This is a genomic window from Azospirillum sp. OGB3 (assembly GCF_014192915.1).
Lineage (GTDB): Bacteria > Pseudomonadota > Alphaproteobacteria > Azospirillales > Azospirillaceae > Azospirillum.
This window is the reverse complement of sequence record NZ_JACHYN010000001.1, coordinates 691,698-714,923: the sequence shown is the minus strand read 5'-3', so window position 1 is coordinate 714,923 and position 23,226 is coordinate 691,698. Positions and strand designations below refer to the sequence as shown.

The 23,226-nt window shown below is 66.8% G+C and carries 20 protein-coding genes; 10 read left to right on the top strand and 10 right to left on the bottom strand.

Annotated elements, in window-relative coordinates:
• The first annotated feature begins 108 nt into the window (after nt 1-108).
• Nucleotides 109-645: a hypothetical protein gene (locus FHW79_RS03380; RefSeq protein WP_183177630.1), complete on the top strand. Its 537-nt coding sequence runs from the start codon at nt 109-111 to the stop codon at nt 643-645.
• 441 nt (nt 646-1,086) lie between these two features.
• Complete coding sequence (locus tag FHW79_RS03375; protein ID WP_183177629.1) at nt 1,087-2,955, top strand: hypothetical protein; 1,869 nt, start codon at nt 1,087-1,089, stop codon at nt 2,953-2,955.
• 187 nt (nt 2,956-3,142) lie between these two features.
• On the opposite strand, the gene FHW79_RS03370 is transcribed toward FHW79_RS03375, so the two are convergent.
• Nucleotides 3,143-3,511, bottom strand: coding sequence for a hypothetical protein (locus FHW79_RS03370; RefSeq protein WP_183177628.1), 369 nt, complete (start codon nt 3,509-3,511; stop codon nt 3,143-3,145).
• 238 nt (nt 3,512-3,749) lie between these two features.
• Here FHW79_RS03370 and FHW79_RS03365 point away from each other — a divergent pair, with 238 nt between their 5' ends.
• Nucleotides 3,750-6,551 (top strand): [protein-PII] uridylyltransferase, encoded by a 2,802-nt coding sequence (locus FHW79_RS03365; protein ID WP_247884135.1) that lies wholly within the window; start codon nt 3,750-3,752, stop codon nt 6,549-6,551.
• A 22-nt stretch (nt 6,552-6,573) separates the two neighbouring features.
• Here the strand turns inward: FHW79_RS03365 and FHW79_RS03360 are convergent, their stop codons facing one another.
• A complete protein-coding gene (locus FHW79_RS03360; protein WP_041810840.1) occupies nt 6,574-7,152 on the bottom strand; it encodes a phosphatase PAP2 family protein in 579 nt (192 codons plus the stop codon).
• Nucleotides 7,153-7,694: 542 nt separating this feature from the next.
• On the opposite strand from FHW79_RS03360, the gene FHW79_RS03355 reads away from it, so the two are divergent.
• Nucleotides 7,695-8,627, top strand: a complete 933-nt coding sequence (locus FHW79_RS03355; RefSeq protein WP_014238998.1) for a replication protein RepA — start codon at nt 7,695-7,697, stop codon at nt 8,625-8,627.
• A 90-nt stretch (nt 8,628-8,717) separates the two neighbouring features.
• Here FHW79_RS03355 and FHW79_RS03350 read toward each other — a convergent pair whose 3' ends face one another.
• The 3 genes from FHW79_RS03350 to FHW79_RS03340 all read right to left on the bottom strand — a co-directional run bounded on the left by FHW79_RS03350 (nt 8,718) and on the right by FHW79_RS03340 (nt 13,132).
• Complete coding sequence (locus FHW79_RS03350) at nt 8,718-9,119, bottom strand: hypothetical protein (protein ID WP_183177626.1); 402 nt, start codon at nt 9,117-9,119, stop codon at nt 8,718-8,720.
• 198 nt (nt 9,120-9,317) lie between these two features.
• Complete coding sequence (locus tag FHW79_RS03345) at nt 9,318-10,430, bottom strand: ABC transporter substrate-binding protein (protein WP_114861162.1); 1,113 nt, start codon at nt 10,428-10,430, stop codon at nt 9,318-9,320.
• A 182-nt stretch (nt 10,431-10,612) separates the two neighbouring features.
• Complete coding sequence (locus tag FHW79_RS03340; RefSeq protein WP_183177625.1) at nt 10,613-13,132, bottom strand: ATP-binding protein; 2,520 nt, start codon at nt 13,130-13,132, stop codon at nt 10,613-10,615.
• 194 nt (nt 13,133-13,326) lie between these two features.
• Here FHW79_RS03340 and murJ point away from each other — a divergent pair, with 194 nt between their 5' ends.
• From murJ to FHW79_RS03325, 3 genes are all read left to right on the top strand, one after another.
• Nucleotides 13,327-14,901 (top strand): murein biosynthesis integral membrane protein MurJ, encoded by a 1,575-nt coding sequence (gene murJ / locus FHW79_RS03335; protein ID WP_183177624.1) that lies wholly within the window; start codon nt 13,327-13,329, stop codon nt 14,899-14,901.
• A gap of 61 nt (nt 14,902-14,962) precedes the next feature.
• Complete coding sequence (gene trpS, locus FHW79_RS03330; RefSeq protein WP_183177623.1) at nt 14,963-15,961, top strand: tryptophan--tRNA ligase; 999 nt, start codon at nt 14,963-14,965, stop codon at nt 15,959-15,961.
• Between the two features lie 165 nt (nt 15,962-16,126).
• A complete protein-coding gene (locus tag FHW79_RS03325; RefSeq protein ID WP_183177622.1) occupies nt 16,127-16,744 on the top strand; it encodes a pyrrolidone-carboxylate peptidase in 618 nt (205 codons plus the stop codon).
• A gap of 34 nt (nt 16,745-16,778) precedes the next feature.
• Here FHW79_RS03325 and FHW79_RS03320 read toward each other — a convergent pair whose 3' ends face one another.
• The 4 genes from FHW79_RS03320 to FHW79_RS03305 all read right to left on the bottom strand — a co-directional run bounded on the left by FHW79_RS03320 (nt 16,779) and on the right by FHW79_RS03305 (nt 19,129).
• A complete protein-coding gene (locus FHW79_RS03320) occupies nt 16,779-17,540 on the bottom strand; it encodes a YkgJ family cysteine cluster protein (protein ID WP_183177621.1) in 762 nt (253 codons plus the stop codon).
• Nucleotides 17,541-17,555: 15 nt separating this feature from the next.
• Nucleotides 17,556-18,035, bottom strand: a complete 480-nt coding sequence (locus FHW79_RS03315; RefSeq protein WP_145682730.1) for a YchJ family metal-binding protein — start codon at nt 18,033-18,035, stop codon at nt 17,556-17,558.
• A gap of 97 nt (nt 18,036-18,132) precedes the next feature.
• Entirely contained in the window at nt 18,133-18,534 is a 402-nt protein-coding gene (locus tag FHW79_RS03310; RefSeq protein WP_145676173.1) for a MarR family transcriptional regulator, read from the bottom strand.
• 394 nt (nt 18,535-18,928) lie between these two features.
• On the bottom strand, nt 18,929-19,129 hold the full coding sequence (locus tag FHW79_RS03305) for a hypothetical protein (protein WP_183177620.1): 201 nt from the start codon (nt 19,127-19,129) through the stop codon (nt 18,929-18,931).
• A gap of 305 nt (nt 19,130-19,434) precedes the next feature.
• Here FHW79_RS03305 and catB point away from each other — a divergent pair, with 305 nt between their 5' ends.
• Nucleotides 19,435-20,070, top strand: a complete 636-nt coding sequence (gene catB, locus FHW79_RS03300) for a type B chloramphenicol O-acetyltransferase (protein WP_183177619.1) — start codon at nt 19,435-19,437, stop codon at nt 20,068-20,070.
• A gap of 49 nt (nt 20,071-20,119) precedes the next feature.
• Here catB and FHW79_RS03295 read toward each other — a convergent pair whose 3' ends face one another.
• A complete protein-coding gene (locus tag FHW79_RS03295; protein WP_183177618.1) occupies nt 20,120-20,809 on the bottom strand; it encodes a TetR/AcrR family transcriptional regulator in 690 nt (229 codons plus the stop codon).
• A 147-nt stretch (nt 20,810-20,956) separates the two neighbouring features.
• On the opposite strand from FHW79_RS03295, the gene FHW79_RS03290 reads away from it, so the two are divergent.
• Together FHW79_RS03290 and opgC are read left to right on the top strand one after the other, a co-directional pair.
• Nucleotides 20,957-21,709, top strand: coding sequence for an SDR family oxidoreductase (locus tag FHW79_RS03290; RefSeq protein WP_211108060.1), 753 nt, complete (start codon nt 20,957-20,959; stop codon nt 21,707-21,709).
• 220 nt (nt 21,710-21,929) lie between these two features.
• A complete protein-coding gene (gene opgC / locus FHW79_RS03285) occupies nt 21,930-23,135 on the top strand; it encodes an OpgC domain-containing protein (RefSeq protein WP_183177617.1) in 1,206 nt (401 codons plus the stop codon).
• Nucleotides 23,136-23,226: the final 91 nt, after the last annotated feature.

The following is a 23,226-nucleotide window of genomic DNA, read 5'->3' as shown; positions in this document are numbered from 1 at the left end:
CGAGGTCGGGCCGGCACCCTAGCACGCCCGCGCTGGTGCCGCGATGACCGCTTCGTTAGACTGTTCGATGCCCGTAGAACGAGCAAGCCGAAGCTGAAGGAGACCGCCGTGACGCAAGCGCCCGACAACACTGATGGCCGGACCACGAATGGCCAGGACACCGTCCGGGAGGTGCGCGAGGTCGTCGCCCTGTTCAAGACCCGCGAGGCGTTCGACAAGGCCGTGGCCGCCCTTCTGGACGCCGGCTTCGACCGCGACGACCTGTCGGTGCTGGCCAGCCACACCTCGCTGGAGGCCGCCGACCAGCGCCCGCAGGCCCCGTCGGACGAGGCCCTGACCGGGCTGGTGGGCGAGCTGAAATACGCCTTCCCCCTGACCACCGCCGGGCTTCTCGCCATCGTCGGCGGTCCGATCGCCGCGCCGCTGGCCGCCATCGTCGCCGCCGGTCTGGGCGGCGTCGCCATCAAGGATTACCTGGACGAGCTGACCAGCCATCCCGACACGGACGAGTTCAGCCGCGCGCTGGAGACCGGCGGCGTCATCCTGTGGGTGCGCACCGCCGAGGTGGAGGACGAGGTGGAGGCCGCCGAGATTCTCGAAGGCAACGGCGGCGCCAACATCCACCTGTCGGTGCGCGAGGAGTAAAATCAGATGGCTGGCACGGTCGAGCGCCAGTGCTGACTGATGCGCGACGGTAAGGTCCGCGACGGCGGCCCCGCACATTCATGCCTGCAAAGGCAAGCCGCCGGACGGACGCGCCCGTCGTTTGATGACAAGCGCAAAGCCTGACCCGTCGGGCTTTGCGCTTGATAATGTGAGGTCGGGTTGAGGTCCATTTTTGTCCACAGCCCCTCGGCCAACCATGCATTCATACATTCACATTCAGTTTTCAGACAGCAAAACCCCTTTCGACATTTCGATAAATACATACATATGAATTTTTTCCCTTCCTTTCCTCTTTTTATTTTTCTGAAAACTCTTCGTGAGTTATGTTTCGTCAGGATGATTCGAGGCATCTCCAAAAAAGATGTTCTCTGAATTGTTGAAAAAATACAAACGACCCTTAGCAAAGAAGCGAATAAAGAAATGAGCAGAAATACTAGCGGTCGCAGCGAAGGAGATGAATTAACGGTACGGGCTGCGCGAGCAAACGCCGGCGCCCAGGAGGCTTACAAGCTATTGCTTCCAGTTCTTGAAAAAGTCCTGATCGAGTCTTCGGCCGAAGACATCAAGCCTTACGCCTTGAAGCACAGAATAAAGCAGACATCTTCAATAAAGGAGAAAGTTGAAAGAAAAAGAAGCGAGTCGAAAAGGTTTGGCGACACGGCATGGCATTATGAACCGGAGCATGTAACGGACGCTGTTGGATTTCGCATAGTAACAAAATTTCTTCAGCATATCCCTCTAGCCGTTTCGACAATAATCGAATTAATACGCCATAACTCCGTAATAGCTTCCCCGTTCAAGAAAGATGGCTTGAAGGAGCTTGTTATCTACACAAGCAGACCCGATGGCGATCCTTTGTCCATTAACGAAGATATCCTTGGCCTCGTTAAGAAGTATGGTTTTGAAGCGGTTCTACAGCCGCCCGAGACAAAAAAGAGCGGGTACTCTTCTGTCCATTTGGTCGCCTATGTACCTGTTCACTTCAAGGGACCAGACGGGAAAAATGTGGACATAGATTTTACTGTAGAAATACAGATAAGGGATATATTTGAAGAGGCATGGTGTGAAACCGAACATGCGCTTCGTTATATTCCTCAGCGTGGTGGTTCGCTGGATCCCAGCGATCCACAGATCAAAACATGGATGCCATATCTGAATGCTTTAAAAACAAGCCTCGATGGCGCAAGCCAGCAGGCCAGCATCATTTTCAACAACGCCATCGCCTCACGGAAAATTGCCGATTCACCCACGCGAACCGACAGCCGCCCGGCTGACTCCGCAGCATCGGCGCGCTCCATTCTGCAAAGCGTGCTGCCCACCGACATGCATGAGCTTCTGACCAACGCATTCCTGACACGAGAGAACGCGGAAAGAAGCCACGACGAAAAGGCCAAGAAAGACCTTTTCTTAAAAGCTGCCCTGGCATTTGATGAGCTGTACAAAATAGCAGAAAAAAAGAATATTCTTTCTGCGAAAGTGGGAAATTGGGACGTCGACTATGGACTTGCCATGGAAGATGCCTATTGCAGGACCCTTGGGTCAGATGACGATTTTGATCGAATATCGTCAATATATGAAAGGATTATAAGTAAGTATCCAAATGATACAGTTGCTCTTTACCGGCATGCGCGCTTGATGCGACTGCCAGACATTGACATGTCGATCAGCTATTTCAAAAGAGCCATGGAGACGTTGTCAACGGACAGCGCCATTTCCTCAGACCATTGGCTTCATGCCGCGGTTCCTCGCAATCTCGCATTCGCCATATGGTTTAAGAGCAAAAGCATTTCATCTCTGGACGAGAAAGGAAAGCTGCTCCGTAGCGCTATCACTTATTGTTACGAAGCCAAAAGTAAATCTGAATTTATTGCAGACTCCAAAAATTTGGAAGGTCTGAAGGCTACAAACTCCTGGGTATATTACATACTTGAGCTGGCAAAAATTGACAACTCTGCAAGACCCGAGCTGAGTTCAGCTGTCGCTTCTCTTGAAGAGTTTGTGCAGAAGAAAAGCAAAGCTGATCTTGAGACGACAGAGACATTGGCTGCTGCTTGGTTCTGGTTGGAAAACAGAGACAAAGCGAGAAGGTACGCCTCGGAACTCGCAAGCAGATTATTCGCCCTCACCAAAGGAAGAATGGATTATACCCAGGAAACCTCCCCTGAGAACTCCGCAGATGTCCTAACAAAAATGAAGGAATTTTTGAGAGGAGGAGAGTTGGATGCATACAACACCGCTTTGACCATACTTTTTGGATCAGCCTTAAGGCCACTTGACGGAGGAGAATGATGAAGGCAAAGTGTTGAGCAATTCCAGTCTTGCAAAGACTGGTAAAACTACAATTAAAAGTACCAACACAAGCAACGCAGCAGAAGGGATAGCCCAATGTATGTCCTTCCTCACGAAGGCGATTGATCGCGCCGCAAAAAAAGAGCGCATCTCCCGATGCGCTCTTTTTTAAAATGACAAGAACGTCCTATTTTGTATAATTCTTCTTTATACCCCTCTGTTTCCCTGACCATCCCTCGTCACCGTACACTCGCCAGTCGCCTTCGCCGGCGACCACGATCAGCCCGCGCAGGCGGAACTGCGCCCGCACCACCGCAGCCCAGCCCTTGCGGATCTGGGCGATCTTGACGTTGTCGGGGGCGCCGGTGTCGGTGGCGGTGCCGCAAATCTCGAAGAGAAGCGCGTCACCGATCGAGCCGGGGCACAGCGCCAGGGCATGCACCAGCCAAGCCATCAGTTCGGCCGGGGTGTGGCGCGGCAGGCCGCGCTCCGCCAGGGTCAGGGCATTGCCGAGGTTCGCCAGCTCCCGCCGTGCCGTACCGGGGTTCGGGATCATCAATGGCCTCCCTCGCGCGTGTCTCACGGACGACTCCTTACCTCTTCGGATTGGAGCGCGTCAGTGACGGCCGTCACAGCGCAGTCGTCACAGCGCCGCTCCCAGTTGGATCATGCAGGAAACAGACGGCAGCCTCTTTTGGTGTGCCGCGTGCGAATTATCGTCTTTCCCGTTATAGTCGGGACGCCGCACGGTTCGTCGCACCCCTCGCATTCCTGGGAAGGCTCACGTTTTGCCGATGCTCTCCACCCGCGCCGCCTCCGCCGATGCGTCCGACGCCAAGGACGCCGGCACCGCCAACATCCCCAACAAGCGCGCGATCCTGTCCCGGCGCAAGCTGGCGGAGGATCTGGAGAAGCTGGTGGCGGAGCATGGAACCGGCGACAAGCTGCGCCCCGCCCTGATCGCCCGGCTGCGCGGCGCGCTGAACGACGGACGGGCGGAGGTGCGCGCCCGCTTCGAGGCCAAGGGGTCGGGCGAGGACTGCGTGCGGCAGAACTGCTACCTCGCCGACGGGGTGGTGCGTTCGCTGGCCGACCTCACGGTCACCCACATCTTCCCCTCGCCCAACCCGACCTCCGGCGAGGTGTTCGACATCGTCGCCACCGGCGGCTACGGCCGGGGCGAGCTGGCGCCCTTCTCCGACATCGACCTGCTGTTCCTGCTGCCCTACAAGCGCACCCCGCGGGTGGAGCAGGTGGTGGAGTACATGCTCTACATCCTGTGGGACCTCGGGCTGAAGGTCGGCCACGCGGTGCGCAGCGTCGACGACTGCATCCGCCAGTCCAAGGCCGACGTCACCATCCGCACCGCCATCCTGGAGTCCCGCTACCTCTGGGGTCCGCGCAAGCTGTTCACCGAGCTGCGCCGCCGCTTCGACCGCGAGGTGGTGGCCGGCACCGGGCCGGAATTCGTCGAGGCCAAGCTGGCCGAGCGCGACAACCGCCACCTGAAGCTGGGCGACAGCCGCTATGTGCTGGAACCCAACCTGAAGGACGGCAAGGGCGGCCTGCGCGACCTGCAGACCCTGTTCTGGATCGCCAAGTACCTGTACCGGGTCGAGGACGTCGACGATCTGGTCGGCAAGAAGGTGCTGCTGCCGGAGGAGGCGCAGCGCTTCGCCAAGGCGCAGAACTTCCTGTGGACCGCGCGCTGCCACCTGCACTACCTGACCGGGCGCATGGAGGACCGGCTGACCTTCGACGTGCAGACGTCGATCGGCAACCGCATGGGCTACACCGACCACGCCGGGACCAAGGGCGTGGAACGCTTCATGAAGCATTACTTCCTGGTCGCCAAGGATGTGGGTGACCTGACGCGCATCTTCTGCGCGGCGCTGGAGGCGGAATCGAAGCGTCCGCCCAAGTTCAACATCCTGCGGCTGGCCGCACTCGCCCGCCGCAAGGACGTGGACGGCTTCGTGGTGGACGGCGAGCGGCTGAACGTCCGCAGCGACCGCCAGTTCAAGGACGAGCCGCTGGACATGATCCGGCTGTTCCACACCGCCCAGCAGAACGACATCGACATCCACCCCAACGCTCTGCGCGCCATCACGCGCTCGCTGTCGGTGGTGGGGCCGAAGCTGCGCGCCGACCCGGAGGCCAACCGGCTGTTCCTGGAGATCCTGACCGGCCGCAAGGACCCGGAGATCACGCTGCGCCGCATGAACGAGGCCGGGGTGCTGGCCCGCTTCATCCCCGACTTCGGCCGGGTGGTCGCGCAGATGCAGTACGACATGTACCATGTCTACACGGTGGACGAGCACACGCTGTTCGCTCTCGGCATCCTGCACAAGATCGAGATGGGCGAGCTGACCGACGAGCTGCCGCTGTCGTCGGAGGTGATCCACAAGGTGGTGTCGCGGCGCGCGCTCTACGTCGCCGTGCTGCTGCACGACATCGCCAAGGGCCGCGGCGGCGACCATTCCATCCTCGGCGCGCGGGTGGCGGAGAAGCTGTGCCCGCAGCTCGGCCTGACGGCGGAGGAGACGGAGACGGTGGCCTGGCTGGTGCGCTGGCACCTCGCCATGTCCTACACCGCCTTCAAGCGCGACCTGGAAGACGACAAGACGGTGCGCGACTTCGTCTCGCTCGTCCAGTCGCCGGAGCGGCTGCGCCTGCTGCTGGTGCTGACGGTGGCGGACATACGGGCGGTCGGGCCGCAGCGCTGGAACAACTGGAAGGCCACGCTTCTGCGCGAGCTGTACAACCGTTCGGAGGAGGTGATGTCCGGCGGCCTGTCGGTCGAAGGGCGCGGGCGCCGCATCCAGGCCGCCCAGGCGGCGCTGCGGGCCGAGCTGTCCGACTTCGACGACGCCGATTTCGACCGGCATCTCGCGCTCGGCTATCCCGCCTACTGGCTGGCCTTCGACGCGGAGACGCTGGGCCGGCAGGCGCGGCTGGTCCGCGAGGCGCTGCGCGACGAACGGCCGCTGACCGTCAACACGCGCATCGACCGCGGCCGGGCGATCACCGAGGTGACGATCTTCGCCACCGACCACCACGGCCTGTTCTCCCGCCTCGCCGGGGCGCTGGCGGCGGCGGGGGCGGACATCGTCGACGCCCGCATCTTCACCATGACCAACGGCATGGCGCTGGACGTCTTCACCGTGCAGGACGCGGCGGGCGGCGGCGCCTTCGAGAGCGGCGACAAGCTCGCCAAGCTGTCGGTGATGATCGAGAAAGTGCTGTCCGGCCAGTTGAAGCCGCTGCACGACCTGACCAAGCGCAAGGCCCCGCACGCCAGCCGCACCCGGGTCTTCCACGTGCCGCCGCGCGTGCTGATCGACAACAACGCCTCGACCACCCACACGGTGATCGAGGTCAACGGGCGCGACCGCCCCGGCCTGCTCTACGACCTGACCCGCGCGCTGACCAACCTGACGCTGCAAATCTCTTCGGCGAAGATCTCGACCTACGGGGAGAAGGCCATCGACGTCTTCTATGTGAAGGACGTCTTCGGTCTGAAGGTCACCCATGAGAGCAAGCTGGCCCAGATCCGCGAGCGGCTGCTGCACGCGCTCGCCGATCCGGCGGGGTGAGGGCGGGGGCGACGCCAGCTCCTCAGGACAGCTGGTCCTCCGCCCAGCCGTCGAGCGCCTTGGCGGCCAGACCGGCCAGCACGCCGGTCGCCATGCCGGCGGCGTAGTCGGACGCCCAGTGCCGCTCAGTGGCGAGGCTCGACCAGCCCACCGCCGCGGCGAAGCCGAGGCTGACCATGGTGGCCGGGGAGAGGCCGCGGTTCAGCCCGACCGCCGTGGTCAGCGCCGACACGTTGATGGCGTGGCCGGAGGGGAAGGAGGCGTGCTTGCCGTCCGCCTTGCCCCAGCGGCTGGGGTCGCGGCCCTCGTTCGGACGGGCGCGGCAGACGACGCGCTTGATCCCCTTGCCGGCCACCGTCCCCAGCGCGATGGCGAGCAGCCCTTGCCGGGCGAGGCGCGACCAGCCCGGCTTCTCCATGCCCAGTCCGGCGGCCCACAGCGCCCCCAGCGCCGGCATCAGCACCATGCGGGAGCTGGGCACCTGGAGCCCGTCGCGCAGGGCCGGCACCTCCGCGCCCAGGGCGACGGCCTTGCGGCGGGCGGTTCCGTCCAGCCCGTTCACGCCGTCCAGAACGCGGTCCGTGAAACCCTCGTCGCTCATCTCCCGGATCTCCCAAAGCACGCCCCCATCACCGCGGAGGCCAAGCGTAAACAGCCGCGCTGGCGTTTCGTGCCCGCATGGTCCCGCAAGGCAGGGGTGCCCGGCATGAGGAACGGCGCCTTGGCAATCGCCGACCGTGCCACGTCCCCTCACCCGCCGAGGGGAGGGAGGAGTCGGCGATTGCCAAACCGGCCCACCGCGGCGCCTTGGCAATCGCCGACCACCGGCTCAGACATCACCAAGACCACCCCATGAAATCCCGAGTCGCGACTCGCCGGCCCCACCCCGCCTTGGCAATCGCCGACCAATGCCCGAGTCGCTTTAAGTCTGGGCCGAGTCTCCGATGATTCCCACAAGGTCCCTTGGCGAACGCCGACGAGTCTTCTGGCAATCGCCGACGCACCCCCGAGTCGTCCCCAGGCAATCGCCGACCTAGCAAATAGACTCCAGCAATTAGGTCTCAATTAGCCTCGTCGGCGATCGCCAAATGGACTCTCCCGGCGGTGCATGATCGACTGCAGGCAGAATGGACGGGGGGACCTATGGGCGACGTGCACCAACTCATCATGACGCATGGCCGGCGCGAGGCGCGGAACCTCGTGGACCCGAAGCGGGCCAGCGTCGTCGATGTCGCGGCGGCGGTGCTGGAGGACGAGTCCAACGCGCTGGGCATCACCTATTCCGGTTTCTGCCTGACCAGCCTGCCCCACCGGAAGCTGGCGCCGGACGCCGAATGGCGCCGCGACCAGGGCCGCGTCACCCTGCTGGTCGAACCGGGCAAGGAGCGCAAGCGCGACGGCAGCCTGATGCCGGTCGGCGTGCCCTACGGCGCCAAGGCGCGGCTGATCCTGCTCTATCTCCAGACCCGCGCCATTCAGGACAACAGCCGCGAGATCGAGCTGGGCCGCTCGATGAACGACTGGCTCGACCGCATGGGCGTCTCGGCCGGCGGGTCCACCTACAAGGCGGTGCAGGAGCAGGCAACCCGCATCAACCTGTGCCGCCTGACCTTCTTCTGGGACAAGGACGGGGCCGAGGGCTTCGCCAAGGAGAACATCGTCAACGGCGGCATCCGCCTGCGCGACGACGACGGCCAGGGCACGCTGTGGCGCGAGACGGTGCAGCTGTCGGAAACCTTCTTCGCCGCGCTGAAGCGCTCTCCCGTCCCGATCTGGGAGCCGGCGATCCGCCACATCGGCGGCTGCTCCATGGCGATCGACGTCTATGTCTGGCTGGCCTACCGGCTGCATGTGCTGCGCGACCCGATTCCGGTGACCTGGAAGGCGCTCTTCACCCAGTTCGGCGGCGGCTACAAGGAGCTGAAGCACTTCAAGCCGGAGTTCCGCGTGGCGCTGGATCTGGCGCTGGCCGTCTACGAGGCCGCACGGGTGGAGTTCTCCGACACCGGGGTGCTGCTCTACCCGTCACCCCCGCCGATTCCGGAGCGCAAGATCCTGCCCGCCGCGCGCGGGTGAGTCGGCGGCAGGTCAGTCGGCGATTGCCAACCCATCCGGCTCCGGAATCGGAGTCGGCGATTGCCAGAGTGCCAGCGGCCGAGGCGACGCCTATCCCGCCTTGAAGGCCTGCACGTTGCCGCCTTCCCGCGTGTAGATCTGCATCGGGCGGCAGCTCTCGTCCATCTTGACGATGAGGACGCCGGCCTTGTCGCGCGGATAGAGCCACATCTCGTACTGCGACACCCGCGCACTCGGCCCGGTGCGCGCCTCGCTGTAGATCGCGGTCCGGAACTGCCCGACCGGAATCCCCTCCCCGGCGAGGACGGAGGCGACCGGACGGTTGCAGGGACCTTTCACCATGCCGTTCAGCGCCTCCACCGCTCCGGGCGCCGGCTCCGCGGTGCGCGGCGGCCCCAGCGAGGCGCAGGCGCCGAGGCCGAGAAGGCCGGTGCACAGGATGATCCCGGCGGTCCTGCCCGTGCGCGAACGACGTCCGGCGTGGCGATGCATGCGGCCTCCCTGCCCAATGGCGGTTCGTGGTGGCGGTTCGTGGTGGCGGTGTGTGGGTACCTCTGCGCAAACACGGCGGCGGGGAAAAAGGTTCGCGCCGGCCCTTGGCAATCGCCGACCATCACGAATCAGGCTGACGGAAAAAAGGCGGGGCACAGCGGCCCCGCCTTCCTTCCTTTCCGAATCGGCCGGATGGACTCAGTCCACCTGGACCTTCTCGCCGTTCTTCCAGGCCCAGAACACGTAGCCCGGCTGCTTCAGGTCGCCCTTGTCGTCGAAGGACAGCGACCCGACCACCGTATCGAAGGACGGGCCGGCGCGCAGCGCCTTCGCCACGGCGTCGGGCTTGGCGCTGTTGGCCTTCTGCACGGCCTCGGCATAGGTCTGCACCGCGGCGTAGGCGAACAGGGTGAAACCGTCGGTGCGGATGTTCTTGGCCTGCAGGGCCTCCACCACCGGCTTGGCGGCGGGGTTGCGCTGCGGGTCGGGTGAGAAGGTGAACAGCGTGCCTTCCGCCGTGTCGCCGGCGATGTTCCAGTAGGACTGCGGCTGGATGCCGTCGGCGCCGATGATCTGCGGGCGGAACTGCTGGTCCGCCGCTTGGCGGGCGATCAGGCCCAGCTCCTGGTCGTAGCCGCCGTAGTAGAGCACGTCCACGCCGTCCGACTTCAGCCGGGTGATCAGGGCGGAATAGTCTTTCTCGCCGGCGGTGATGCTGGTGAAGGCGGCCTCGGTAATGCCGGCGGCGTTCAGCCGGCGCTTCACGTCGTCGGCGAGGCCCTGGCCGTAGGCCTGCTTGTCGTGGACGATGGCGACCTTCTTGCCCTTGTAGCGGTCGGCGATCAGCTTGGCCGCCACCTCGCCCTGCTGGTCGTCGCGGCCGCAGACGCGGAAGACGTTCTTCAGGCCGCGGTCGGTGAGCTGCGGGCTGGTCGCGGTGGGGGAGATCATCACGATCCCCTCCTCGCCATAGACGTTGGAGGCGGCGATCGAGGCGCCGGAACAGACATGGCCGATCACCGCGGCGACGTTCTGGCTCACCAGCTTGTTGGCGGCGGCCACCGCCTGCTTGGCGTCGCAGGCGTCGTCGGCGATGGTCAGGACCAGCTTCTGGCCGAGCAGCCCGCCCTTGGCGTTGATGTCGGCCACGGCGGCCTCGACCCCGGCGCGGGTCTGCTCGCCGTAGGCGGCGGCGGCGCCGGTCATCGGTCCGGCCAGCGCGATGGTGATGTCGGCCTGGGCGGCCCCGGCCCACAGGCCGGCCCCCAGGGCGACGGCGGCGGCGGTCACAGCCAGCTTCGCACGGATCATGGGTGGATTCCTCTCTCCGGGAACAGGTTCTTTTTATCGAACGCTTTCGGGTCGGAGACCGCGGACGCCGCCTCCGAAACAGGCAAACAAGCAAAGGGACGGGTCCGACGCAATGGGCAAACAGGCACAGGCAGCCGCACGCCCGGTGCATGACACGGTTTTCAGGATGGCGATGGACCGGTTCAGTCGACCAGTTCGCGCTGCGCGGCGCCGGGCGGCGGCATATCCGGGGCGACGGTCGTCGGAGCCAGGGCCAGGGCGATGGCGCGGCGCAGGTCGTCGGCCAGGACGGGCTTGTGCAGGATGCTGAACTTGCCGGCCTCGGCCTCGGCCAGACGCTCCGGGGCGGTGTCGCCGGTCACCAGGATGCCCGGGATCGGGCGCTTCGACCGCCGCCGCACCTCGCGGATGGTCTCGGTTCCGGTGTGCCCTTCGCCCAGCCGGTAATCGGCGACGATCACATCCGGATCGGGGTGGCGGCGCAGCACCTCCATCGCCTCGCCGAAGCCGCCGGCGGGGAACGCCTCGTGCTCCCATTGCCGGATCATCGCGCAGAGCCCCTCGCGGACGATGGGGTCGTCCTCGACCACCAGCACGCGGGCGCCGGCCCGCATGCGGGCGGTCATGGGAAAGTCCTCCGGCAGCGCCTCGGCCGGGGCCGGAGCATCGGCGAGCGGCACCTCCACCCGGAAGACCGACCCCCGCCCCGGTTCGGAGCGCAGGCTGACCGGGTGGTTCAGCATGCCGGCCAGCCGGCGCACCACGGCGAGCCCCAGCCCCAGCCCCTGGTCACGGTCGCGGCTGGCGTTCCCGACCTGGACGAACTCGTGGAAAATGTCCTCCTGCCGGTCGGTGGGGATGCCGATGCCGGTGTCCCACACCTCGATCCGCAGCACAGCACCCCGCCGTCGGCAGCCGACCAGGATGCGGCCGCGGTTGGTGTAGCGCAGCGCGTTCTCCACGAAATTCTGCAGGATGCGGCCGAGCAGCATCGGGTCGCTGTCCACATGGGCGCCGCAGGGCATGATGTGCAGCAGAAGCCCCTTGCGCACCGCCACCGGGCGGCTGTTGGCGGCGATGCGGTCCAGCAGTTCCGTTACCGGGAAAACCGTGCGCTTCGGCTCCACCGCCCCGGCCTCCAGACGCGATACGTCCAGCAATCCGTCGAGCAGCATCTTCAGGGCGCCCAGCGCGCGGTCCATGGTGGTGAGGATCTTGCGCATGGCGGGATCGGTGGCGCGGGCGGACAGCGCCTCCATCAGCAGCATCAGCGATTGCACGGGCTGGCGCAGGTCGTGGCTGGCCGCCGCCAGGAACTTCGACTTGCCGATGTTGGCGCGGTCGGCCTCCCGCCGCGCCTCGGCCAGCGCGGCCTGGGCGGTCTTGTGCTCCGTGATGTCGCGGACGGTGGCGATCACGCTGACCAGCCTCCCCCCGGCGCCGCGCACCGGCGAGGCGCGCAGCTCCAGCCAGACTTCCGGCGCACCGCCCTCCGCACCGCCCTCCGCACCGGTGCCCGGGCGCTGAAACTCCGCGCTCATGTCTCCGGCGTCCTCGACGCCGTCGCACAGCGGGCACAGCCCCGTCTCATCCCCCATCAGGCCGCCCAGCACCTCCCGCGCGGTGCGTCCGTCTGCGGCGCCGGGAGCGATCCCCATCAGCCGCGAGAAGGCGGGGTTGGTGTAGACCACCGGCACGCCCGGCCGGGTGGCGTCGGCGATCAGGATGCCGTCGCCGCTCCATTCCATGGCCCGGTTGCGGATGCGCAGCGCCCGGTCTCCGTGACGGCGGCGCTGAAGTTCCACCAGGAAGGCCGTGGTGAACAGCAGGATCACCGCGGTGGTGGCAGCGGCCCAGATGATGGAATAGAAGCGGTTCTGCCGCCACGCGCCGAACACCGTCTCCACCGATTCGCCGACCACCGTCATCAGCGGATAGTCGGCGGAGGCGCGGAAGGCGTAGATGCGCTCCACCCCGTCCACCGGGCTGACGACGCGGTGGTGCTGGATCGTTCCGCTGCCGGCCTCCGGCCACAGACCGGAGCTGCGGAAGCTGCGTCCGAACACCTGGTCCTGCAGAGCTTGGCGGGCCAGCAGGGGACCGTCCGCGCGGGCGATGGCGACCGAGCTGTCGCGCGGCAGGTCCAACCGGCCATAGAAGCGGGAGAAGATTTCCGCCGGAACGTCGATCACGGCGACGCCGCGGAACGTCCCGTCCGCCCCCTCCAGCCGGCGTGACACCGGGATGAACACGTCCGTCGTGCCCGGACTGACGAAGGGCAGGCCGATGACGAAACCCTTTTGGTTTCCCTTCCGGTGGGCGCCGGACTTGTGCCGGGCGAACTCCTCCCACTCCAGCAGCGGGTTGCGGGTGGTGGTCCGCCCCAAGGCCATGGACAGCCAGCTGTTCGCGTCGTAAATCCGGATGGAGGCGGCCAGCCCCTCTTCGAACGACCGCCGGGTGGGAATCAGGAGCGGAATGTCCTTTTCGACATGGGAGGCGACGTCGATCAGCAGGTCGTCCAGCCGGCGGAAGGTGGCGATGGCCTGTTCCTCGACGAGCTGCGCCATCACCGCGGTGTGCTGGCGGGTCGTCTGGTCGAGAAAGCGTTCCTCGCGGTCGATGCGGGTCAGCAGCGTCCACCACAGCGCCGCGATGGCGACGGCAACCGCAATGGCGGGGAGAACGAGACGGGCCTCCATTCCCCGCGGAAAAGCGATCCACCGTCGCACTGCCAACCTCAAACACTGCCTGCCGGGCATTATGCGCCAGCCGACTTCCCCCTTCAATGGACAAACCAGCGACCAATGATACAAGAAGTAGAGAATAATCAAACTTTTGCGAGTTCTTTGGCACCGCTGCCGCGGGGATCGGGGCCGAACGGGACGGTCGGCGGATGAGTTTCGCCCGCGCCATCGCCACCGTCGGCGGCCTGACCCTGCTGAGCCGGCTGGCCGGCTTCGCCCGCGACATCCTGACCGCGGCGGTGCTCGGTGCCGGGCCGGTGGCCGACGCCTTCTTCGTGGCGCTGAAGCTGCCGAACTTCTTCCGCCGCCTGTTCGCGGAAGGGGCTTTCAGCGTCGCCTTCGTCCCGCTGTTCGCGGCGGAGCTTCAGCGCAACGGCCGCGCCGCCGCGGTGGCCTTCGCCGAGCAGGCGCTGGCGATCCTGCTGTCCGTGCTGCTGCCCTTCACCGCGCTGGCCATCCTGGCGATGCCCGCGCTGATGCACGTCCTGGCGCCGGGCTTCGTGGACGAGCCGGCGAAGTTCGCGCTGGCCGTCGACATGGCGCGGCTGACCTTTCCCTATCTGACGCTGATTTCCCTGGTGGCGCTGCTGGGCGGGATCCTGAACGCGCTGGACCGCTTCGGTCCCTTCGCCGCCGCCCCCATCGCCTTCAACCTGACGCTGATTGCCGCCCTGCTGACCGCGCCGCGGCTGGGGCTGGAGCCGGGGCGGGCGATGGCCGCGGCGGTGACGCTGTCTGGCGTGGTGCAGCTGGTCTGGATGGGCTGGGCCTGCCGGGCGGCGGGGATGACGCTGCGCCTGACGTGGCCGCGGATGACCGAGGGGATGCGCCGCCTGTTCCGGCTGGTCGGGCCGGGGGCCATCGGCGCCGGGGTCATGCAGATCAACCTGTTCCTGAACGTCGTGCTGGCCTCGCTGCTGCCGTCGGGCGCGGTGTCCTTCCTCTATTACGCCGACCGGCTGAACCAGATGCCGCTGGGCGTCATCGGCATCGCCATCGGCACCGCGCTCCTGCCCGTGCTCGCCCGCCACGCCGCGGCGGGGGACGAGCGGATGGTCCGCCACTACCTCAGCCGTGCTTTGGAATTCAGCCTGCTGCTCGGCCTGCCGGCGGCGGTGGCGCTGGGGGTGGCCGGGGCGCCCATCGTCTCGGTGCTGTTCGAGCGCGGCGCCTTCGGCCCGGCGGAGGCGCAGGCGACGGCCTGGGCGCTGGCCGCCTACGCCATCGGCATCCCCGCCCATGTCATCGTCAAGGCGCTGAACGCCGCCTTCTTCGCCCGCCAGGACACGGCGACCCCGGTGCGCGTCGCCGTGGTGGTGACGCTCGCCAACCTGGCGCTGGGCGTCGCGCTGATGCCGGTGCTGGGCCATGTCGGGATCGCGCTGGCGACGGGGCTGACCGCTTGGTTGAATCTCGCTTTGCTGGCCCAGGCACTGTGCCGCCGGGGGTTCCTGCAACTGGACGCGCGCTTCCTCGGCCGTGCGCCGCGCATCGCCGCGGCGGCGCTGGGCATGGGGGCGGCGCTGTTGGCCGGCGCGGCGGCCCTGGCGCCGGGGCTGGAGGCGGCCTCCACCCTGGTCCGCTTCGGCGCGCTGGCGCTGCTGGTCGGCGGCGGCGTGGCCGTGTTCGGGACGCTGGCGCAGCTGACCGGCGCCACCGACCTCGCCGACCTCAAGGGCTTCCTGCGCAAGGACACTCCGGAATTGGAGCCGCCCGTGTCTTGACCCCGCCCGGTTCCGGCGCGATAACAGCCGCCTTCCAGAAGTTTCGAGCGAGAGTCCTCCCGTGAACCGCATCTTCTCCGGCATGCAGCCGACCCGGCAGCTTCACCTCGGCAACTATCTGGGGGCGCTGCGCAACTGGGTCGAGCTGCAGAACAGCTACGAGTGCATCTTCTGCGTCGTCGACCTGCACGCGCTGACCATCGACCAGGACGCGGAGGTCCTGCGCAACAACATCCGCGAGGTCACCGCGGCCTACATCGCCGCCGGCATCGACCCGGAGAAGAACATCCTCTTCAACCAGTCCTTCGTCCCGGCCCATTCGGAGCTGGCCTGGATCCTCTCCTGCCACACGCCGCTCGGCTGGCTGAACCGCATGACGCAGTTCAAGGAGAAGGCCGGCAAGCAGAAGGACATGGCGAACCTGGGCCTCTATTCCTACCCGGTGCTGATGGCCGCCGACATCCTGCTCTACAAGGCGACCCACGTCCCGGTGGGCGAGGACCAGAAGCAGCACCTGGAGCTGGCCCGCGACATCGCCGGCGCCTTCAACCGCCGCTACGACACCGAGTTCTTCCCGCTGCCCGAGCCGCAGATCCTGGGCGAGGCGACGCGCGTGATGTCCCTGCGCGACGGCACCAAGAAGATGAGCAAGTCGGACGAGTCCGAATATTCGCGCATCAACATGACCGACGACGCCGACACCATCGCGACGAAGGTCCGCAAGGCCAAGACCGATCCGGAGCCGCTGCCGGACAATCTGGCCGACCTGGAGAAGCGTCCGGAGGCCGACAACCTGGTGACCATCTACGCCGCCCTGTCCGACCAGACGCGCGAGCAGACGGTGCAGCAGTTCGCGGGTGCCCAGTTCTCCGGCTTCAAGGCGGCGCTGGTCGACCTGTCGGTCGCCAAGCTGGCCCCGATGACCACCCGCATGAAGGAGCTGCTGGACGACAAGGCGGAGATCGACCGCCTGCTGCGCCGCGGCGGCGAGCGCGCAGCGGCCATCGCCGAGACGAACCTGAACGGCGTGAAGGACATCATCGGCCTTCTGCGTCCTTGAACCATAGCCCTCTCCCCTCTGGGGAGAGAGTGGCCCGAAGGGCCGGTGAGGGGGTTTCGCTTTTGCCGGACAGTCCGACACACGCAACCCTCTCCCCAGAGGGGAGAGGGGACTTGGAATGCCACAGCCGCAGTTCTTGACCACTCCGACCGAAAGGCGTCCGCCGTGACGGCTCCCATCCTGCTCACCGGGTTCCAGCCCTTCGGGGATCACGCCGTCAACCCGACGGCGCTCCTCATGGAGCGGCTGGCCGGCGAGCCGGGGATCGTCACGGCGGTCCTTCCCGTCGAATACGACGCCTGCGGCGCGGCCTTCGCTGCCCTGCTGGAGGAGCACCAGCCCGCCGCCGCCCTGTGCTTCGGTCTGGCCGCCGGGTCCGAATACATCAAGATCGAGCGGCTGGCCTGGAACCGCGACGAGAGCGAGCAGCCCGACAACGCCGGGGTGGTGCGCACCGACGACGCCATCGAGCCGGACGGGCCGACCGCCTACGGCTCCACCCTGCCCGTCCCCACGCTGGTCCGCGAGCTGGCCATCGCCGGCCTGCCGGTGACCTTCAGCGACCATGCCGGCGGCTTCGTCTGCAACCACCTGTTCTACCGTGCCCGCCACGCGATCGAGACGGCGGACCTCGACGTTCCCATGGGCTTCGTCCACCTGCCGCCGCTGCCGGAGCAGGTCACCGACCAGCCGGGCCGCTCCGGCCTGACGCTGGACCAGCAGGAACGGGCGCTGCGTGTGCTGGTCGGGCTGCTCCGTCAGGGGCTGGGAATCGCCGCCTGACCCGGCGGCGCCGCTGCGATCAGGGGGGCCGCGATCAGGGGCGCTGCGCCAGCCGCTCCATCTCCTTCGCCCAGCCCGCGTAGTTCTTGTGGAAATCCGCCAGCGCCGGATCGGTCCGGGTGCGCTCGGCCATCGCCTGCATCAGCGGCGCCTGGGCCGCCGCCAGCTCCCGCGCGTCGGGCCGCCGGGTCGCCGTCAGGAAGGAGGACAGGCTGGTCACCAGCTTTCCTCCCGCCGGGGCCGCCGCCATCTTCGCCAGATCGTTGACGATCCAGGGCATGTATTTCAGCACATAGTCGGCGTAGATGCGCATGACCGGCGCCTGCTCCAGCAGGTCGGCGCGCTCGCGGTCGAAGTCCGCACGGTCGAGGATGGAGTGGTTGCGGTAGACGACCGGCGCCTCCGCCGAGACGTCGCACTCCCAGCCCTTTCGCGGGACCAGCAGGTCGGCCTGATCCTTCTCCTCGCGGTAGGGGTAGAAGGGCATGGTCCGGCAGCGCGACGGCTTGTCGACGTGGATGCCGCAGAGATTGTCGGGCTGGAGCGCCGGGCAGGGAACATGGTTCGGCAGGTAGGCGGTGGGCTGGATCAGCACCGCCACCGTCTTGCGGTTGGGCAGGCGCACGCTGGTGCCCAGCCGGGTGGCGAGGTCGTAGGATTTCGCGTTCGACCGCACCACCGTCCAGACCAGGGCCAGCGGGAAGCGCACGGCGTGGGCCACCGCGTCCGTGAGCGTCAGCGGCAGCAGCCCGTGGCAGCATTTTCCGCAGGCGATGCAGGCGAAGCGCGGTTCCATGATCCGGGTCCGCCCTCAGCGGCCGCAGCAGGCCTTGAACTTCTTCCCCGACCCGCAGGGGCAGGGCTCGTTGCGGCCCACCTTGACGACCCGGCGCGGCTCGCCCTTGGGGTTCACCTCGCCGGCGCTGTAGAGCCACTGGCCGTCGATGCGGCGGAACGAGGCCCGCTCGTGGTGGCGCATGTCCTGGCCGTCGCGGCGGAACTGGATCAGGAATTCGACGATGCCCTCGTCGCCCTCCTCCGTCGCGCGCAGCACGTCCAGACGCTGCCAGTCGCACTCGTCGGCCACCCGCTCCGCTTCGGCGCGGTTGAAGTCCTCGCGGATCTCCGGCGCGTGGGTGCGCTCCACATGGTCGAGATCGTGGCGCACGAAGGCGGTGTAGCGCGACCGCATCAGCGCCTCGGCCGTCGCGGCGGGCGCGCCGGCCAGGATCGGGCCGCAGCAGGTCTCGAAGGACAGGCCGGAACAGCAGGGGCAGGCGGAGGAGGTCATGGCGCGCGGGTCCGTCGGTGGGTCCGGGGCTGGTGTGGCAGGATGGGCCACCCCGGTCAAGCGCTGCGGACCGAACTCAACGGACGGACAGGGTGTTTCAGGCCGAACGGGCGCGGCGCGGTTCGGACGGGGTGTGGACGGTCGGTGTCACGATGGCGCGCAGTTGCTCAAGGAACGCGCGGCCGGTGTCGGTGAGCGTGACGATCTTGCGGCGGCGTTCGCGCGGGTCTTCCTGGGCCTGGACGAGGTCGAGTCCGGCCTTCCCGAAGCTGTGCCAGCGGCTGAGCGCGGCGACGTTGCGCGACGCGGAGGATTGGGCGATGCCCAGGCGTTCCGCAAGCTCGCCGATGGAAATCCCTTCGTTCTGCGCGATCGTCATGAAGGACAGCGCGTACTGGATCGGCAGGTCGGGATCGAGCTTGCGAAACGCCTCGAGCACATGGACGACGGTGGTCACCTCGTCAGGGCGAACCTCGTCAAGGCGAATATGGGCCGGCATCAGCGACCCTCCCCGAGCGAGGACCCCATCGGGCCGGTGTGTAGATGATGTTCAGGCGTCCAAGCCATATCACGAATTCCCCGTTATCCCGCCGGGCGTCGAAAAAACGATCCGGAGAGGCCCAGTGGGCGTGCTCAACGAAGACCGAACGACCGCAAAACCCCAAAAAGACACACATGGCTTCCTCTCGATATCCGGAATTCGCGTTCCAATGCGCTGGGTTGAAGAAGGGAGCCGTTAGCTCGCTGGGTGGTATGGGCGGACCAATCGCCCTGTCGGCGATTCGGGGTGGTGGGTACGATGGCTTTCATCGTGGTCTCCGTGGGTTGAAGGAAGGCAGGGGTTGAAGGAAGGCGCGGCCCCGAAGGGAAACCGCAGGATCGGGTATCGCCTGTCAGCGATACGCTTGCAACGTCAAAAATGACCGGGCCTCCGAAAGGTTCCGCTCCCGGATGTGTTGGGCCGGGACATAGCCCGCTTCGGTTCCGTCCAGCCCGACGTCGCGCCGCAGATGGGCGCTCAGCGTCTCCACGCCGGCATCGTCGCCGTCGCGGTCCAGCCACTGCCGCAGCAGGGCGTTCCACAAGGTCTGCATGACTCCTCTCCTTGGTGCAGGGAAGCAATTAATCCGCTATCGGATGATTTCCGTCAAGCCCGATTACCGTCGGCCCGACCAAGCGGTTGTGCTGCTCCGCCTTCGCCCTTGGCGATCCGCTTTTTCCACGGTATGGATTCCCGTCATGAAGGCGACCCCAAGTACCACCGGCATCGTGCTCTGACGCGTTCGACGCGCAGAGCCTGAACGCGCGCGCCCCGGAAGGGGAGCCCGCGGTGTCTGCCTGCGCCCGCGCGCAGGCGAAAAGCCGCCGGATCGGCGGCTCACAGGCCGTGAGTGGTTTGATGGAAAACGTCTTCGAAAGCCCGTTCAAGGGCATGGTGCTGGACAAGCAGGTCACCAACCCGAACATCGTCGTTGGCCGGTACAGCTATTATTCCGGCTATTATCATGGCCACAGCTTCGACGACTGCGCCCGGTTTCTTCTCCCGGACGAGGGCGTCGACCGGCTGGTGATCGGCAGCTTCTGCTCGATCGGCTCCGGCGCGGCCTTCATCATGGCGGGCAACCAAGGCCACCGGAACGATTGGATCAGCACCTTTCCCTTCTTCTGGATGCCCGAGGTGCCGGCCTTCGCCAGCGCGCGGAACGGCTATCAACCGGCCGGCGACACGGTGATCGGCAACGACGTCTGGATCGGTTCGGAGGCCATCGTCATGCCCGGCATCACCATCGGCGACGGCGCCGTGATCGGCACGAGGGCGCTGGTGACGCGGGACGTCGAGCCTTACGCGATCGTCGGCGGCAACCCCGCCCGGGTGATCCGCAAGCGCTTCGACGACGCTCTCATCGCGCTGCTGCTCGAGATGAAATGGTGGGATTGGTCCGATGACCAGTTGCAGGGCGCCATGCCGATCCTGACCAGCGGCGACGTCGCGCGTCTGCACCGCCACTGGCGGGACGTGATCAAACGCGACTGACGGCCACCGGGTCGGCTTCGCCTGTTCACCTCGGAACAGGCGAAGCGGCTCAGGAAGCGGCTCGGGGGGACGGACGGCCGCCGACGCGGGCATCCCAGCCCAGCATCGCGACCTCGGCCACGGCTTCCAGCTCGGCGCGCTCCGCGCCGTCGCGGGCGAGGATCGACATGCCGGCCTGCACCGTCTGCACGAAACGGGCGAGCGCGTGGAGATCGACCGAGGCCGGAATCTCGCCCTCGGCCACGGCCCGCGCCATGCGCTCCGTCAGGATGTCGACCGCCGAGGCGCGCGCCGAGCGCACCACCGCGCCCAGTTCGGCGTGCCCCTCGCTGCCCACCGCCGAGAGCGTCACCATGCAGCCGCGCGGGATGTCGCCGCGGCAGCCGGTGAGCGCCGCGGCCGAGTCCATCAGCAGCGCCATGACCGCCTCACGGGCCGTGCCGGCGGCAGCAAACCGCCCCCAGACCAGCCCCTCATAGCTTTTGCGGTAATGGTTCACCGCCTCGATGTAGAGCGCCTCCTTCGAGCCGAAGGCGGCGTAAAGGCTGGGCGAGCCGATCCCCATGGCCTCCGTCAGGTCGGCGATGGAGGTGGCCTCGTAGCCCTTGGTCCAGAACAGGCGGGTCGCCTGGGTCAGGGCGGCCTCGCGGTCGAAAGCGCGCGGCCGTCCGCGTCCGCGGGCGGGGGGCGGGGCCGTGGTCCTGTCGTCGGCGGGCGGAGTCGGTCGTGATTTCTGCATCGATCACTATTTAATCCCGCCGCGGCGTGGGGGCAATGGCCGCGGGCGGTGGCATTCTATTCTGTATCGATCATCACAAAAATCATTGACCGGGGCACCCGCAGCCTCTAGCTATTTTTATATCGAACGACACAGAAAGGCTGGATCATGGGTGAGTCGATTGGTGAGTTGGTTGGCAAGCGCGCTCTGGTGACGGGCGGTTCGCGCGGCATCGGCGCCGCCATCGCTCTGGCGCTCGCCGGCAAGGGCGCGGATGTGGCGATCTCCTACGAACGGTCGGCCGAGCGCGCCGCCGAGGTGGTCCGGGCGATCGAGGCGAAGGGCCGGCGCGCCGTCGCCATCCAGGCCGACAGCGCCGATCCGGCGGCCATGGCGGACTTGGTCGGGCGAACGGTGGAGGTGCTCGGCGGCCTCGACATCCTGGTCAACAACGCCGGCATCGCCCGCCAGGGCTTGGTCGCGGAAATGAGCCTCGCCGACATCGACGCGCTACTGGACGTCAACGTGCGCGCGGCGGTGCTGGTGGCGCAGGCGGCCATTCCGCATCTCAAGGACGGGGGGCGCATCGTCTTCATCGGGTCGTGCCTCGCCGACCGCATCACCGCCCCGGGCGTCACCGTCTATGCGATGACCAAGTCGGCGCAGATCGCCCTGACGCACGGCCTTGCCCGCGAACTCGGCCCGCGCGACATCACGGTGAATCTGGTCCAGCCGGGGGCGACCGACACCGACATGAATCCGGCGAACGGCGACCATGCCGAAATCCTGCGCTCGCAGACGCCGCTCGGCCGCTACGGCAAGCCGGAGGACGTGGCGGCGGCCGTCGCCTTCCTGGCCAGCCCGGCGGCGCGGCAGATCTCCGGGGCCACCCTGACGGTGGACGGCGGCCTGAACGCCTAACGCCTGAATCTGGAACCGGTTCGGGGAAGCCTTTGTTCGAAAAGGCTCCCCGGACGGCGGCGGGCAAGGATTAACAATCCGTTAACGACGAATATGGGGCGGCCCGAGGAGCGCCAACACCGAGACCGACGCCAGCAACGGAGACGCCACAGATGCGGCACGCACCGATGAAAACGGCCGATTCCCCCGCCACCCGGCCGCCGCCGCGGGGTGTCGCCCGATGAGCCGTTCCGCGACGCTCGACGGGCTGCGGGGGTATTTCCTCGTCTTCATGATGGTGAACCACGTTGTGCTGGCCGGCGGCGTGCTGCTCGCCAAGGTCAACCACGCCGAATTCGGCTATGTGCAGGACGCCCAGGGCTTCGTGCTGCTGTCGGGCATCGTCGCCGGGATGTACTACACCCGCGTCTGGACCCAGCGTTCGCCCGAGGCGGCCCGGCGCCGCCTGTTCGTCCGCGCCCGCGAGCTGTACGTCTCGACCATGCTGGTGATCGCGCTGGTCACCGCCATGGTGGTTCTGGTGCCCGGCGCGCGGGAGCCGCTGGGCGGCTTCCTCGGCCATCTGGCTTGGCTGGAGCCCGGCACCCTGCTGGCGAGCGCGCTCCTCCTGCACTCCCCGACCTTCACGGATCTGCTGATCCAGTACATCCTCTATCTCGCGGCGACGCCGCTGCTGCTCCGCCTGATCCTCGACGGCCACGCCCGCAAGGTCGCGCTGGGCAGCGCCGCGCTGTGGGCCGCCGTGCAGATGGGCCTGCATGTGCCGGTGCTGAGCGCGCTCGACGACGGGTTGGGGCGGCTCAGCGACGGTCTGGCGGTGCGCGGGCCGTTCAACCCGCTCGCTTGGCAGGTGCTCTACGTCGCCGGTCTGCTGATCGGCAGCGCCGTCCAGCGGGGCCGCTTCGACACCGACCGCTGGTTCCCGGTCGAGCGGCCGCCCTGGCTGGTTCCGGCGCTGGTGACCGTGGTGGTCTGCGCGGCCTGGCACCTGTCCTTCGTCCATGAGCTGGTCACCCCGATCGTCGGCGAGCGTTTCCTGCGCTACGTCGACCGCACCGAGTTCAGCCTCATCTACCTCGTGAACTTCGCGGCGCTGGCCTATGCCGTGTCCTGGCTGCTCATCGCCGGGCCGCGGTCGTCCCACCCGGTTGCCGCCGGCACCGCCCGGCTGCTCACCGCGCTGTTCAACCTGCCCTTCCTCCGGCTGCTGGGGCGGCACTCGCTGCAGGTCTATCTGTTCCACGTGCTGGTCGCCTACGCGATCCTGCTGATCGACCTGTTCGGCGGCCCCTTCAACCAGCTCACCAAGGCGGTCCTGCTGCTCGCCAGCGTCGCCAGCCTCGCCATCCCCGCCTTGTGGCGGGAGCGGAGCCGCGCCAAGCCGGCGGAGCGGGGCGCCGTCCGGATGGGCTCCTCCCGGGGCTGAACGCGCCAGGGCCCAGAACGGACGGGGCCCAGGACGGACGGGGGCCTGGACGGACGGGGGCCTGGACGGACGGAATTCCTCTTGTCCTGGA

What these genes read in the sequence shown, in the direction of transcription:
- opgC (WP_183177617.1), top strand. Translation starts at nt 21,930, where the DNA reads ATGAGCCGTTCCGCGACGCTCGACGGGCTGCGGGGGTATTTCCTCGTC.
- FHW79_RS03315 (WP_145682730.1), bottom strand. Translation starts at nt 18,035, where the DNA reads ATGACCTCCTCCGCCTGCCCCTGCTGTTCCGGCCTGTCCTTCGAGACC.
- FHW79_RS03295 (WP_183177618.1), bottom strand. Translation starts at nt 20,809, where the DNA reads ATGCAGAAATCACGACCGACTCCGCCCGCCGACGACAGGACCACGGCC.
- FHW79_RS03370 (WP_183177628.1), bottom strand. Translation starts at nt 3,511, where the DNA reads ATGATCCCGAACCCCGGTACGGCACGGCGGGAGCTGGCGAACCTCGGC.
- FHW79_RS03350 (WP_183177626.1), bottom strand. Translation starts at nt 9,119, where the DNA reads ATGCATCGCCACGCCGGACGTCGTTCGCGCACGGGCAGGACCGCCGGG.
- FHW79_RS03345 (WP_114861162.1), bottom strand. Translation starts at nt 10,430, where the DNA reads ATGATCCGTGCGAAGCTGGCTGTGACCGCCGCCGCCGTCGCCCTGGGG.
- FHW79_RS03310 (WP_145676173.1), bottom strand. Translation starts at nt 18,534, where the DNA reads ATGCCGGCCCATATTCGCCTTGACGAGGTTCGCCCTGACGAGGTGACC.
- murJ (WP_183177624.1), top strand. Translation starts at nt 13,327, where the DNA reads ATGAGTTTCGCCCGCGCCATCGCCACCGTCGGCGGCCTGACCCTGCTG.
- FHW79_RS03360 (WP_041810840.1), bottom strand. Translation starts at nt 7,152, where the DNA reads ATGAGCGACGAGGGTTTCACGGACCGCGTTCTGGACGGCGTGAACGGG.
- FHW79_RS03305 (WP_183177620.1), bottom strand. Translation starts at nt 19,129, where the DNA reads ATGCAGACCTTGTGGAACGCCCTGCTGCGGCAGTGGCTGGACCGCGAC.
- FHW79_RS03290 (WP_211108060.1), top strand. Translation starts at nt 20,957, where the DNA reads ATGGGTGAGTCGATTGGTGAGTTGGTTGGCAAGCGCGCTCTGGTGACG.
- FHW79_RS03340 (WP_183177625.1), bottom strand. Translation starts at nt 13,132, where the DNA reads ATGGAGGCCCGTCTCGTTCTCCCCGCCATTGCGGTTGCCGTCGCCATC.
- FHW79_RS03355 (WP_014238998.1), top strand. Translation starts at nt 7,695, where the DNA reads ATGGGCGACGTGCACCAACTCATCATGACGCATGGCCGGCGCGAGGCG.
- FHW79_RS03375 (WP_183177629.1), top strand. Translation starts at nt 1,087, where the DNA reads ATGAGCAGAAATACTAGCGGTCGCAGCGAAGGAGATGAATTAACGGTA.
- FHW79_RS03365 (WP_247884135.1), top strand. Translation starts at nt 3,750, where the DNA reads ATGCTCTCCACCCGCGCCGCCTCCGCCGATGCGTCCGACGCCAAGGAC.
- catB (WP_183177619.1), top strand. Translation starts at nt 19,435, where the DNA reads ATGGAAAACGTCTTCGAAAGCCCGTTCAAGGGCATGGTGCTGGACAAG.
- FHW79_RS03320 (WP_183177621.1), bottom strand. Translation starts at nt 17,540, where the DNA reads ATGGAACCGCGCTTCGCCTGCATCGCCTGCGGAAAATGCTGCCACGGG.